This is a genomic window from Thiemannella venezuelensis (assembly GCF_014203605.1).
Classification (GTDB): Bacteria; Actinomycetota; Actinomycetes; order Streptosporangiales; family Streptosporangiaceae; genus Planomonospora_A; species Planomonospora_A venezuelensis.
Map to the genome: position 1 here is coordinate 70,376 of NZ_JACHJJ010000025.1, position 12,432 is coordinate 82,807.

Below are 12,432 nucleotides of genomic sequence, written 5' to 3' on the forward strand. Positions count from 1 at the left end.
CGGGTCACCCGCCGCCCGCCCCGCCGGCTGGGCGGGCGGCGGGTGACCCGCAGGGGCGGGGTGCCGTTCAGCCGAAGACGAGGGCGGCCCCCGTCCGCACAGGCGAGGCACTGAGGGCGGCCAGTTCGGCGAGTCCCTCGGCGGTCCGGCCGGGAAGCAGCAGCAGCGTCTGGGCGCGTTCGAAGCGGGCGCCGATGCGCTCCCAGCCCTCGACCGAGGCGGTCACCTGCCGCGGGTCCTCGTGCAGTCTGCCGCGGGCGCGGGCGAGGCAGGCCAGCGCCCAGTCGTTCTCGCCGGCGTCGGCCTCCACGGCGGCCAGGTGGTCGTCGGCGGCGGGCAGAGCGGCGATGACGGCCAGTTCGGCGGCGAGCGCACGGGTGTAGACGAGGTGGGACACCCCGCCGGAGTCGGCGAAGATCCGGTCGACGAGCCGTGGCGCGGCGGCCGTGTCGTGATGGTGGACGGCGAGCCGCAGGTCGATGAAGGCGGTCAGGGACGACTCACCCAGCCAGTGGGCGTTGTGCGGCCCGACGGCCTCGCAGGTGCGGCGGTGCCACCGCCGCTGCTCCTCGCGATCGCCGCGCAGCCCGTGCAGGAGCATGCTCATCGCGAACGCCGGCCACGTCCGGCCCGCTGCCGGCCGGCCGCTCTGCCGCCACCAGTTCCACAGCGCCTCGGCGTGGTGCTGGGCCTGGTCGAAGCCGCCGGTCAGCACCAGAACCGGGATGAGCTGGTTGGCGGTGATGAAGGGCGCCTCGCCGATGAGCGCGCTGCCGGCGGCGCGTCTGGCGGTGGTCAGGGCCGCGGGCAGGTCGCCGACGGCGATGGCCAGGGTGCTCGCGGCCAGGAAGGCGTCCTCGATCTCCGCTGTCGCGCGCGGGTCGTGGTGGTCCATGCTCTCCAGCAGCGCCAGGCGCTGGAGGGAGTGCCGGTGTGCTTCACGCAGCCGTCCGGCGTTCTTGGCCGCCGTGCACACGGCGTCGAGGGCGGCGCCGACCAGTACGGGGTCCGCGGTCCGGTGGGCGGCCTCCAGCGCGGCCCGGGCGCGTGCGGGGTCGGGTCCGGGCTGGTCGCCGGTGGGGACCCACGCCGCCGCGGCCGCCAGATGCGCGGCGACGCGGGGGACGGCGGGGTCGCCGGCCGCGGTGGCGTCGGCCAGCAGCCGGGCCAGCCGGGCCGGTGGGATCGGCTCGGGCAGCCCGGCCGGGTAACGGCAGGCGGTCTCCACCGCCCGGGCCAGGCAGACCGCCCGGCCGTCGCCGTCGCCGGCGAGCCGGTAGCGCTCCGCCGCGGCCAGCAGCAGTTCGAAGGCCTCCCCCGTGGAGGCGGTGACGACGTGGCTGGTATCGGCGGCGCCGCACAGGTCCAGGGCGGCCTGGCCAGGGGTGGGGGCGAGTGCCGCGGCCAGGCGGAACAGCTCCAGGGCCCGCCCGGGGAAGTGCCGGGCGTAGGTCAGGCGCGCGAGTGAGCGGGCGAGCCGGTGGGCGTTCTCATCCGCCCGGTCCGCGCCGTCCAGGGCTGCTTGGAGATCGCCGCTGACGTCGTCGAGGTCGTCGCGCCACCGGTCGCCGTCCAGGGAGGCCTCCAGGGAGGCGGCGGCGGAGGCCGCCCAGTGCAGGTGCCGCCTCCGCGTGCCGGGCCGTTCGCCACTGATGTCGAGCTGCTCGGCGGCGAAGGCGCGGATGGTCTCCAGCAGGTGCCACCGGCCCGCTGCGGGGCGCCGGGAGACCAGGCTTTTGTCGACGAGCCGGCCGAGGACGTCGGCGACCGCCGCGTGGTCGCCGGCGGCGGTCACCTCCACCGCGGCGTCCAGGGTGAAGCCCCCGGTGAAGACGGCCAGCCGGCGCAGCAGCGCGCGTTCCTCCTCGTCCAGCAGCTCGTGGCTCCAGTCGATCACCGCGCGCAGCGAGCGGTGCCGTACCGCCGCCCCGCGGCCGCCGGCCAGCAGCCGCAGGTAGTCGCCCAGCCCGGTGAGCAGACCGGTGGCGCCGAGGGAGGCGCTGCGGGCCGCGGCCAGTTCGATCGCCAGCGGCAGCCCGTCCAGCCGGCCGCACAGGTCGGTGATGACCGCCGGGTCGGCCGCGTGGTGCGGGTCGGCGGCCAGGGCGCGCTCGCGGAACAGCTGTTCGGCGTCGGAGGCCAGCGGCAGCGGTCCGATCGGGACGGTCTGCTCGTCGGACAGGCCGAGCCGTTCCCGGCTGGTGGCCAGGACCACCAGGTCCGGGCAGGCCGCCAGGATCTGCTCGACCCACGTGGTGACCGCCTCCAGGAGGTGCTCGCAGTTGTCCAGCACCACCAGGCAGCGGCCCCGGCCCAGCCGCTCGGCGACCGTCTCCCGCAGCGGCTGCGGCGGGCGCTCGGCCACCTCCAGCGCCGATGCCACCGCCTGGAGCAGGGACTCCCCTTCCACCGGCACCAGGTCCACGAACGCCCCGCCGGAGGGGAACAGCGACGCGGCCGCTCCGGCGACGACCGCCGCCAGCCGGGTCTTGCCGGCCCCGCCGGAGCCCGTCATCGTCACCAGCCGGCCCTGCTCCAGCGCGGCCAGCACCAGGTCGCGCTCCGCGGAGCGCCCGACGAACGAGGTGCGGGCCGCGGGCAGGCCCAGTATCCGGCCGGGGGCCGGAGGGCCCTGCGATGCCGTCCCGGCCAGGTCGGCGAGCGCCCTGCGGCCGCCGACGCCGTACTTGCGCAGCAGCGACGACACGTGGCCTTCGACGGTGCGCACCGACATGTGCAGGCGGCCGGCGATCTGGGCGTTGGACAGGTGCGCGCCCAGCAGGGCCAGGACCTCGGCCTCGCGCGCGGACACCACGACAGGCTGCGTCTGCTCCACGGCACTCATCATGAACGACTTATCGGATCCAAGTGATCATTTCCTGTCAACTCGCCCGCCGCACCCCGTGGCGACCACGTGGTCTCCACGTACCGGGCAGGTGGTCGCCACGGATGCCGGCCCGTACCGCGCCGGAGCACGATAGGGACATAAGAAACAACGAACCGCCGCACGCGGCGGAGGCGAAGGGAAGAGAAGATGTCCGAGAACGCCGAGTTCGAGATGCCGGTCCCCCACCCCGCCCTCAAGCGGCTCGACTTCCTGGTCGGCTCCTGGGACCTGAAGGGCTCCACCGTCGAGGGGCCGATGGGCCCGGCCACCGAGATCACCGGCTGGGAGACCTATGAGTGGATGGAGGGCGGCTTCTTCCTCGTCCACCGCTGGACCAGCACCTTCGAGGTCGCCGGAGCCCAGGTCGTCGACTCCGGGTACGAGTTCTACGACTACGACCCCGCCACCGAGCGGTACCGCACCCACTTCTTCAACAGCCTCGGCCCGTACGACGAGACCGGCAGCAAGTACCACGGCGGCTTCGACGGCGACGCCCTCGTGGTGACCGGCCCGGCCCGCATCATCCGCACCCCCGGCGCCGACGGCTCCGTCACCGTCGACTCCGAGGTGCCCGTCGGCGACGACCGGTGGGCCCCCATGATGACCTACACCCTCACCAGGACCAGCGGGGAGAGCTGAGGACGGATCCGCCGGGTGATGCGCGAAGCGCCCGGGCCGCTCAGGCCGCCGCGTCGCGCATCACGGCGAGACCCCCGGCGCTCTCCTAGCGCTGGAAGGACACCCCCAGGTCGATGCCCTCCATCGCCTTGCGGATGCGCTTGTCGGAGATGGAGTACGGCGTGCCGAGGGTCTGGGCGAAGTAGCTGACCCGGAGCTCCTCGATCATCCAGCGGATCTTCCGGACGTCCTCGTCCCCGCGGCGGGCGGGCGGGAGCTTCTCGACCAGGTCGTGGTAGTCGTCCTCGATGTCGTGGATCCTGTGCATGCGCTCCTCGTCGCGGTAGGGGTCGTCGGGGAGCTTCTCCAGGCGGCGTTCGGCCGCCTTCAGGTAGCGCAGCAGGTCGGGCAGGCGGGCGTGGCCGGTGGCGGTGACGAAGCCGGGGTAGACGAGGTCGGCGACCTGGCCGCGGATGTCCTCCACCGCCGGGGTGGAGCGCGACTCGGCCAGCCGGGTGCTGACGGCGTGCCAGACGGCCAGGATGCCCCGGACCCGGTCGACCACCTCCGCGGTGGTGTCGAACAGCTCGGCGCGGACCTTGTCGTGCAGGGTGGTGAAGGCGGACTCGTCCCAGACCGGCCCGCCGTACTCGCCCATGAGCTTGTCGGCGGCGCAGGCGATGCAGTCGTCGAACAGCGCCGTGGCGCCCGCGTGCGGGCTCCGGCTCAGCGCCAGCTTGGCCTGGTTGTCCAGGCCGCCGAGAATCTGCTTGGCCGGGGAGGCGGTGTTGAGCAGCAGCAGCCTGCGAGTGCCCTCCCACATGGCGCGGCGCTGCTCGGCCTCGGTCTCGAACATCCGCACGGCCACGCTCGCGCCCTCGTCGGCCAGCGCGGGATAGGCCTTCATCCTGCGCTGCTCGAACGTCTTCGGCAGCTCGCCCAGGCTCCAGGTGGTGAGCCCGGTCTGCTCGATTCCGGCGGCCTTGGAGAGGGTCTGGCGGAGCTTGGGGGCGAGCTTGCGTTTGAGGCCGGCCAGGTCCTTGCTCTCGGCGAGCTTGTGCTTGCGCCCGTCGACCACCCGGAAGGTGATCTTCAGGTGGTCGGGGACCTGGTCGAGCTGCCAGGCGTCGCGCGGGACCCGGATGCCGGTGAGGTTGAGCAGTTCCCGCTCCAGCACGGCCAGGAGCGGCTCCTGGGTGGGCTCGGCCCGCTGCAGGACCTGCCTGGCGTAGTTGGGGGCGGGCACGAAGTTGCGCCGGATGTTCTTGGGCAGCGAGCGGATCAGCGCGGTGAGGAGCTCCTCGCGCAGGCCGGGGATCTGCCAGTCGAAGCCCTCGACGTTGACCTGGTTGAGCAGGGAGAGCGGGATGTGCGCGGTGACGCCGTCGGCGTCGGCGCCGGGCTCGAACTGGTAGGTCAGCGGGAACCGCAGGCCGCCCTGCCGCCAGACGTCGGGGTAGTCGCGCTGGCTGACGTCCCCGGCCGTCTCGCTGATCAGCATCGACTTCTCGAAGTTCAGCAGGTCGGGGTCGGTCTGCCGGGTCTTCTTCCACCAGGAGTCGAAGTGCCGCCCGGAGACGACGTCGGCGCCGACACGCTGGTCGTAGAAGTCGAAGAGCGTCTCGTCGTCGACGAGGATGTCGCGGCGCCGGGCGCGCTCCTCCAGCTCCTCGACCTCCGACAGGAGCCTGCGGTTCTCGGCGAAGAAGGCGTGGTGGGTCTCCCAGTCGCCCTCGACCAGGGCGTGCCGGATGAACAGCTCCCGGCTCGTCTCCGGGTCGATCCGGCCGTAGTTGATCTTGCGCTGGGCCACGATCGGCACGCCGTACAGGGTGACCTTCTCGTAGGCCACGACGGCGGCCTGCTTCTTCTCCCAGTGCGGCTCGGAGTAGGTGCGCTTGATCAGGTGCTGGGCCAGCGGCTCCACCCACTCGGGTTCGATCTTCGCGTTGACCCGGGCCCAGAGCCGGGAGGTCTCCACCAGTTCGGCGGACATCACCCAGAGCGGCTGCTTCTTGGCCAGCGCGGAGCCGGGGAAGATCGCGAAGCGGGCGTTGCGGGCTCCTATGTACTCCGTCATGGGCCGGCGCGGGCCGTCCTGCGCGGTCTTCTTGTCGATGTCCTTGACGCCGACGTGGGAGAGCAGGCCGGACAGGAGCGAGACGTGGATCTTCTGCTCGTCTCCGGGCGTGCTGTTCAGCGTGACGCCGAGCGACTTCGACATCTGGCGGAGCTGGCTGTAGACGTCCTGCCACTCGCGTACCCGCAGGTAGTTGAGGAACTCGGCCTTGCACAACCGCCGGAAGGCGCTGGAGGAGAGCTCCTTCTGCCTGTCCTGCAGGTGGTTCCAGAGGTTCAGGTAGGAGACGAAGTCCGACTCGGAGTCGGCGAAGCGCCGGTGCATCTCGTCGGCGGCCTGCTGCTTGTCGGCCGGGCGCTCGCGCGGGTCCTGGATGGACAGGGCGGCGGCGATGACCATGACCTCGCGGACGCAGCCGTTGTGGTCGGCCTCCAGCACCATCCGGGCCAGCCGCGGGTCCACCGGGAGCCCGGCGAGCTTGCGGCCCAGCGGGGTGATGCGCTTGTCCTCGTCGAAGGCGCCGAGCTCGCGCAGCAGGTCGAAGCCGTCCTTGACCTGGCGCTGGTCCGGCGGCTCGACGAACGGGAAGGCCGCGATGTCGCCCAGGCCGATGGAGGTCATCTGCAGGATGACCGAGGCGAGGTTGGTGCGCAGGATCTCCGGGTCGGTGAACTCCGGGCGGGCGAGGAAGTCCTCCTCCTCGTAGAGCCGGATGCACACGCCCTCGGAGACGCGGCCGCAGCGCCCCTTGCGCTGGTTGGCCGAGGCCTGGGAGACCGCCTCGATCGGCAGGCGCTGGACCTTGGTGCGGTGGCTGTAGCGGGAGATGCGGGCGAACCCGGGGTCGACCACGTACTTGATGCCGGGCACGGTCAGGGAGGTCTCGGCCACGTTGGTGGCCAGCACGACGCGGCGGCCCCGGTGCGGCTGGAAGACCCGGTGCTGCTCGGCGGCCGACAGGCGCGCGTACAGCGGCAGGACCTCGATGTCGCCGCGTTTGGAGAGCGCGTCGGCGGTGTCGCGGATCTCCCGCTCGCCGCTGAGGAAGACCAGGACGTCGCCGGGGCCCTCCAGGCAGAGCTCGTCCACCGCGTTGCCGATGGCCTGGATCTGGTCGTCGTCCTCGGCGACCGGCCGGTAGCGCACCTCGACGGGGTAGGTCCGGCCGGACACCTCCACGATCGGGGCGTCGCCGAAGTGCCGGGAGAAGCGCTCCGGGTCGATGGTCGCCGAGGTGATGATCACCTTCAGGTCGGGGCGGCGCGGCAGGAGCTGCTTGAGGTAGCCGAGGATGAAGTCGATGTTGAGGCTGCGCTCGTGCGCCTCGTCGATGATCAGCGTGTCGTACTGGGCGAGGTCGCGGTCGCCCTGCAGCTCGGCCAGGAGGATGCCGTCGGTCATGACCTTGACGAGCGTGCCGTCGCTCACCTGGTCGGTGAAGCGCACCTTGTAGCCCACCGCCTCGCCGAGCGGGGTGTCGAGCTCCTCGGCCACCCGCTCGGCCACGGTCCTGGCCGCGATCCGGCGGGGCTGGGTGTGCCCGATCAGGCCCCGGACGCCCCGGCCCAGCTCCAGGCAGATCTTCGGGAGCTGGGTGGTCTTGCCCGAGCCCGTCTCACCGGCGACGATCACCACCTGGTGGTCGCGGACCGCCTCCAGGATGTCGTCCTTGCGCTGGCTGACCGGGAGCGCCTGCGGGTAGCTCACCGCCGGCACGCCCGCGCGCCGTACGGCGATGCGCCGCTCGGCCCGCTCGATGTCGGCGCCGATCTCCGCGGCGATCTTCTGCTGCGCGGAGCGGTTCCTGACCTTGCGGGCGCCGTCGAGCCGCCGCCCCAGCCGCCGCTGGTCGCGGAGGGTCAGCTCGGGCAGGCGAGCGTGGAGCTCGGCGAGTGGAGGTGTCAACGGAGGCGTTCCCATACTGCTGCCAGGATACTTTCGGCCCACGGGTCAGGAGCCAACCGCCCATGGTGCCTGACCCGTTCCCCGCGCGCATCCCAATATCCGCCGGGCCCCTCCACGCGGTACGGCCCCGCCGCCCCCTCGTGGGGGACGGCGGGGCCGGGCTCTACCGAACCGTCAGGGGACTACTGGACGGGCGGGTAGGCGTTCTTGAGCAGCTCCTGGAACTGGGCGGAGAACCACTGCCCGGAGATCGGGGCGTCCGCCAGGGCGCCGCTCTTGTTGTGGCCGTTGCGCTCGTTGCCCTCGTAGGTCGGGTCGCACATCCGGTCGAAGCCCTTGCCCTCGTCGTTCGGGATGAACTTGCTGGAGCCGTCGGACTCGCCCGGCGGCTTGATCCAGACGTAGGCGTCCAGTCCCGGGGCCGGGTTGGCCTGCGGCCGCTCGCCGAGGCCCGCGCCGCTCTGGTTGCACCAGTTGCCGGCGTGGATCCGGCGGTCGACGCGCGAGTCGTTGACGAAGGTGTCCATCACCGTGGAGGTGCTGGGCGCCGCCGGGCGGGCGGTGCCGCCCCAGCCGTTGCGGGAGGTGTCGATCAGCATGCCGATGGTCGACTTGAAGCCCCGCCGGATGAGCTCCTGCCGGAAGGCCTGGGCGAAGGAGAGCTCGTCGACGTAGAAGTTCCAGTCGACCCACTTGGACTGGCGGATCGTCTGGCCGTTGACCGTGGTGTTGATGGTGAAGTGCGGCTCCTTCAGCGCCGAGTAGTTGGCGGTGTTGGTGATGAAGCCGTCGACGCTCTCGAAGCCCTTGGCGGTGCCGGCGACGGTGGTGGCGAACAGCTCGGCGGACGGGCCGAAGTTCGTGTCCCAGCCGATCCAGCCGTGGTGGGCGGCGTCGATGTAGGTGTAGACGTTCGTGATGGCGTGCAGCTTGTCGAGGGCGTAGCGCACGCCGTTGACGTAGGCGCCGCTGTCCTTGGCCTCCTGGCACTTGGCCACGTTGAGGTTGGTGACCAGGTTGGGCAGCGAGTCGATCTCGATGACCGTCACGATCCGCAGCGCCGCGTACTTCGGGTCCTTCATGATCGCGGCGATCGGGTCGATGTACTCGGTCTTGTAGCGGTTCAGACCGTCCTGCGCGATGAGCAGCTCGCCGTTGGAGGCCAGCGCCGAGCAGTCGCGGTTGGGCAGGTTGTAGATGACGATCTGGATCGTCAGCGGCTTGCTGCCGTTGGCGGCGTCCTGCTTCAGCGCCTCGTCGAGGTGGTCGCGCAGGCCCATGGCCGATCCGGCGCCCTCGATGGCCGCGATGCGGTCCATCCACACGCCGGTGGAGATGTTCGCCACCGCGTCGCCGCCCGGCTCTGCGGCGGCCTTGGCCGACCACTGCGGGTTCACGTAGCCGGTGGCGCCCTCGTAGGGGTTGTCGACGTGCTCGCCGACCGGCGGCGTGTCGCCGTCGTTGTCCTCCTCGGTCGCGGTGACCGAGGCGCCGGTGTGCCCGGTGGCGGCGGCCGCGATGGTGGCGGTGCCGTTCGCCTCGTCGGAGTCCTCCGCGGCGGAGACCGTCGCGTTCTGCGCCGTGTTCCAGTTGGAGGCGGTGAAGGTCAGCGAGGAGGGCGCGACGGTGAGGTCGGCGTCACCGGTCTTGGCGAGGTTGACCGTGACGTTGCCCGACGGCTGCCGGCTGAGCTTGAACCCGACGGTCTTGCTGCCGCCCTCGGGGACGCTGACCGAGGCCGCGGAGGCGACGATCGACGGGGTGCTCGTCCCGGTCACGGTGAAGGGGACCGCGGCGCTCTCCTTGCTGAGGACCGGGGTGCCGTTGTCGTAGGCCTTGGCCGTGGCGGTGTGGGAGCCGGCGGCCAGCCCGGTGGCGGAGTGGGTGTAGGGGGCGGTCGTGTCGGTGCCTACGAGCGCGCCGTCCACGTAGAACTCGACCTTGCTGACCGCGCCGTCGTCGGAGGCGGTCGCGGCGAGCGGTACGGCCTCGCCGGCGGCGTGCGAGGAGCCGCTCGCCGGGCTGGTCAGGCTGACGGTCGGGGCCTGGTTGACCGGGGGCTGCCCGCCGCAGGAGACGCCGTTGACCGTGAAGTCCGTCGGCTTGGGGTTGGAGCCGGTCCACGAGCCGTTGAAACCGATGCTCGTGGAGGCGCCGGTGGCGAGTTTGCCGTTCCACTCGAGGTTCTTCGCGGTGACCTTGTCCGAGCCCGCGGCCTGGGCCCAGGTGGCCGACCAGCCCTGCTGGAGCCTCTGGCCGCCGGTGAAGGTGAAGCCGAGGGTCCAGCCGTCGAGCGCGTCGCCGAGGTTCTTGATCGTGACGTTGGCGGTGAAACCGCCCTGCCAGTCGTTGGTGGAGTAGGCGACGTCGCAGGCGACGGCCGCGTGGGCCGTCCCGACCTGACCTGCGGCCAGGCCCGCGGCGGCCACCAGCAGGGCCGCCGTGGTCGCAGCCCGGTTGCGCCAGGCATGGCGGCGCGGATGAGCTCTCATGGGTGTCATCTCCAGAGGAAGAGTGGGAGCGCTCCCATAGTCCGGACGTTTCCGGAATGTGTACAGCGTTCAACCTTCCGCAGACGGCTCCGCGACGCCTTTCTCCCGCCTGACCTCGGGGAACGCCATCACGACCCGATGAAAGTTTCAGATCGCGGGCCGGCCGTCACCCGGGGAAGTCCGCCAACCGGTACCAGGCCGCGAAGTCGCCGTAGACGATCAGGTTCTCCTCGTACGAGTGGCGCGCGGGGTCGTAGCGCCCTCCGCAGGTGACCAGTCGGATCGTCGGGTACGGCCGTGCCCGGTAGACCCGGCTCACCGGGAAGTCCGTCTTCGGTGCCCGCTCGGTCGCGGTCACCCGGAAGACCACCACGCTCCCGTCCCGGCGGATCACGGCCACCGTGTCGCCCCTCACCAGGCGGGGCAGCCGGGCGAAGACGGCGGGGCCGGTCCTGGTGTCCAGGTGACCGACGATGACCGCCGGCCCCGGCTCGCCCGGCATCGGGCCGGTCCTGTCCCAGCCGGCCAGATCGGCCTGCCAGAGCGGCGGCGCCTCCAGGACGCCCTCGGAGGTGGAGCCCGTCCAGGTGATCGGGGCGTTGACCCCGGCGCGCGGGACCACGAGCGACAGCGGCTCGGCCGCGCCGGGCATGCCGGGCAGCGGGGCGGGCCACCCGCGCCCCTTCTCCCGGGCGCGCCTACCGGCTCCCGCGGCCGCCGCCGGCGGGACCGGCACGGCGGACGCCCCGGGGAGGACCGGCGCGATGACCGGAAGGGAGCGGGCCAGGGCCGGGTCCGCCCTCTCCCCGGTTCCCGCCATGCACCCGCCGGCCAGCAGGACCGTCCCGAGACCCAGCGCCGGGACCGCCGTCCCGAGGCCCGAGGCCGGAACCAGCCGCCGGACGGCCTCCGCGACGGACCGTGCGGCCGCCGTCGCGCGCTCCCGCGCCCCCGGCACGCCGCTCCGGGCCGCGGGCGCGCACCCGCCGTCCGTCCCGGGACGGTCAGCCACGCCCCGCCGCCCGGCGGCGCCGTACCAGCGCCAGCCCGGCGGTCCCGGCGAGCAGGGCGGCGCAGCCGGCGCCCCACGCCGCCACCGCCGTCCCCGACGGCCCGTCCGCGGCCGCCGCCGTCCCGTGCTCCGCCGCTCCCCCGGCCAGGGCGAGGCCGCCGCCCCCGGTGTCCGGGCCGCCGTCGCCGACGACCTCGTAGGAGCCGTAGAGGGTGACGCCGGTGCCCTCGCACTCGACCTCCACGACATAGCTGCGCGGTTCGGCCGCCGCAGCCACCTTCGCCGAGCCCGCCGGGTCGCCCTCGCTCCCGCCGGTGAGCTCGACGTCGTCCTGGAAGGCCTCGGACTTGGCGATCGCGGTCCCCCCGCAGTCGTGCGCCGTGATCTCGACACCGCCGCCGGGCTCGACCCTGGCCGGCGAGACCTCCACGTCGTCCTGGAGCGCCGCGGCGGGCGAGGCCGCCCCCGCGGCCACGGCGGCCGCCGCGGCGACCGCCCCGATCCAGCGTCCCAGAACACCCGTGCGCCGCGCCATCTCGCCCCGCCCTCGATCGGATCTTGCTGACCTCCCCTATCTACCCAGGTCAGAGAGCGTGTCCGGCAAAGTACGACCAAAGGCTGGACGGCCTTTCCGGCATATGACGCACAAGTCGATCAAAGGTCCGCGGCGGCCATCGCGGCGCCGACGATCCCGGCCTCGTTGCGCAGCACCGCCGGGACGAGGCGGGTCCGCACGCTCACGTGGGGCAGGAACTTGTCGGCCTTCTTGCTGACCCCGCCGCCGATGACGATCAGCGAGGGGGAGAACAGCATCTCGACGTGGCGGAGGTACTCCTCCACCCGCCCGGCCCATTCCTCCCAGCTCAGGTCGTGGTGCTCGCGCGCGTGGTCGGAGGCGCGCTTCTCGGCGTCCTTCCCGCGGATCTCCAGGTGGCCGAGCTCGGTGTTGGGCACCAGGCGGCCGTCGGCGAACAGGGCGCTGCCGATCCCGGTGCCGAAGGTCAGCATCAGCACCACCCCGGCCTCCCCCTTGGCCGCGCCGACCGCCACCTCGGCGAGCCCCGCCGCGTCGGCGTCGTTGAGCACGGCCACGGGGTCGCCCGTCGCCGCGGCGAACAGCGTCCGCGCGTCCACCCCGACCCAGCCGGGGTTCATGTTGGCCGCCGTCATGGTGATGCCGTCCAGCACCACCCCGGGGAAGGTCACCCCGACCGGCCCGCTCCACGAGAAGTGGCCCGCGATCCGCCCGACCACCTCGGCGACCGCCTCGGGCGTGGCCGGGGCGGGGGTCGGGATCCGCAGCCGCTCCTCGGTCAGCTCGCCCCTCTCCAGATCCACCGGGGCTCCCTTGATCCCCGAGCCTCCGATGTCGATTCCCAGTGCTCGCATGGTCTTCCTCCTCGCCGCCCCCTACCCACGAGAGGGGACGGCAAAAGAA

Annotated in this window: 7 protein-coding genes; 1 reads left to right on the plus strand and 6 read right to left on the minus strand. The window is 72.6% G+C overall.

Annotated features, from left to right (window positions below):
- Positions 1-67 precede the first annotated feature (67 nt).
- Positions 68-2,836 (minus strand): winged helix-turn-helix domain-containing protein, encoded by a 2,769-nt coding sequence (locus FHS22_RS29390; protein ID WP_184946961.1) that lies wholly within the window; start codon positions 2,834-2,836, stop codon positions 68-70.
- Positions 2,837-3,034: 198 nt separating this feature from the next.
- On the opposite strand from FHS22_RS29390, the gene FHS22_RS29395 reads away from it, so the two are divergent.
- Positions 3,035-3,526: a DUF1579 family protein gene (locus tag FHS22_RS29395; RefSeq protein WP_184946963.1), complete on the plus strand. Its 492-nt coding sequence runs from the start codon at positions 3,035-3,037 to the stop codon at positions 3,524-3,526.
- An 85-nt stretch (positions 3,527-3,611) separates the two neighbouring features.
- On the opposite strand, the gene hrpA is transcribed toward FHS22_RS29395, so the two are convergent.
- The 5 genes from hrpA to ppgK all read right to left on the minus strand — a co-directional run bounded on the left by hrpA (position 3,612) and on the right by ppgK (position 12,383).
- Positions 3,612-7,505 carry an ATP-dependent RNA helicase HrpA gene (gene hrpA / locus FHS22_RS29400; RefSeq protein WP_184946965.1) on the minus strand — a complete coding sequence of 1,298 codons (3,894 nt, stop codon included), beginning with the start codon at positions 7,503-7,505 and terminating at the stop codon, positions 3,612-3,614.
- A 167-nt stretch (positions 7,506-7,672) separates the two neighbouring features.
- Positions 7,673-9,982 carry a glycoside hydrolase family 6 protein gene (locus FHS22_RS39395; protein ID WP_184946967.1) on the minus strand — a complete coding sequence of 770 codons (2,310 nt, stop codon included), beginning with the start codon at positions 9,980-9,982 and terminating at the stop codon, positions 7,673-7,675.
- 166 nt (positions 9,983-10,148) lie between these two features.
- Positions 10,149-10,994, minus strand: a complete 846-nt coding sequence (locus FHS22_RS39400; RefSeq protein WP_338048010.1) for a class F sortase — start codon at positions 10,992-10,994, stop codon at positions 10,149-10,151.
- The gene (locus tag FHS22_RS29415) at positions 10,987-11,529 is read right to left on the minus strand and encodes a hypothetical protein (protein ID WP_184946969.1); all 543 of its coding nucleotides are present in this window, start codon (positions 11,527-11,529) and stop codon (positions 10,987-10,989) included. The genes FHS22_RS39400 and FHS22_RS29415 overlap by 8 nt, the downstream gene beginning before the upstream one ends.
- Before the next feature lie 119 nt (positions 11,530-11,648).
- Positions 11,649-12,383 carry a polyphosphate--glucose phosphotransferase gene (gene ppgK, locus FHS22_RS29420; protein WP_184946970.1) on the minus strand — a complete coding sequence of 245 codons (735 nt, stop codon included), beginning with the start codon at positions 12,381-12,383 and terminating at the stop codon, positions 11,649-11,651.
- Between the last annotated feature and the right edge of the window lie 49 nt (positions 12,384-12,432).

What these genes read in the sequence shown, in the direction of transcription:
- FHS22_RS29415 (WP_184946969.1), bottom strand. Translation starts at nt 11,529, where the DNA reads ATGGCGCGGCGCACGGGTGTTCTGGGACGCTGGATCGGGGCGGTCGCC.
- ppgK (WP_184946970.1), bottom strand. Translation starts at nt 12,383, where the DNA reads ATGCGAGCACTGGGAATCGACATCGGAGGCTCGGGGATCAAGGGAGCC.
- FHS22_RS29395 (WP_184946963.1), top strand. Translation starts at nt 3,035, where the DNA reads ATGTCCGAGAACGCCGAGTTCGAGATGCCGGTCCCCCACCCCGCCCTC.
- hrpA (WP_184946965.1), bottom strand. Translation starts at nt 7,505, where the DNA reads ATGGGAACGCCTCCGTTGACACCTCCACTCGCCGAGCTCCACGCTCGC.
- FHS22_RS39395 (WP_184946967.1), bottom strand. Translation starts at nt 9,982, where the DNA reads ATGAGAGCTCATCCGCGCCGCCATGCCTGGCGCAACCGGGCTGCGACC.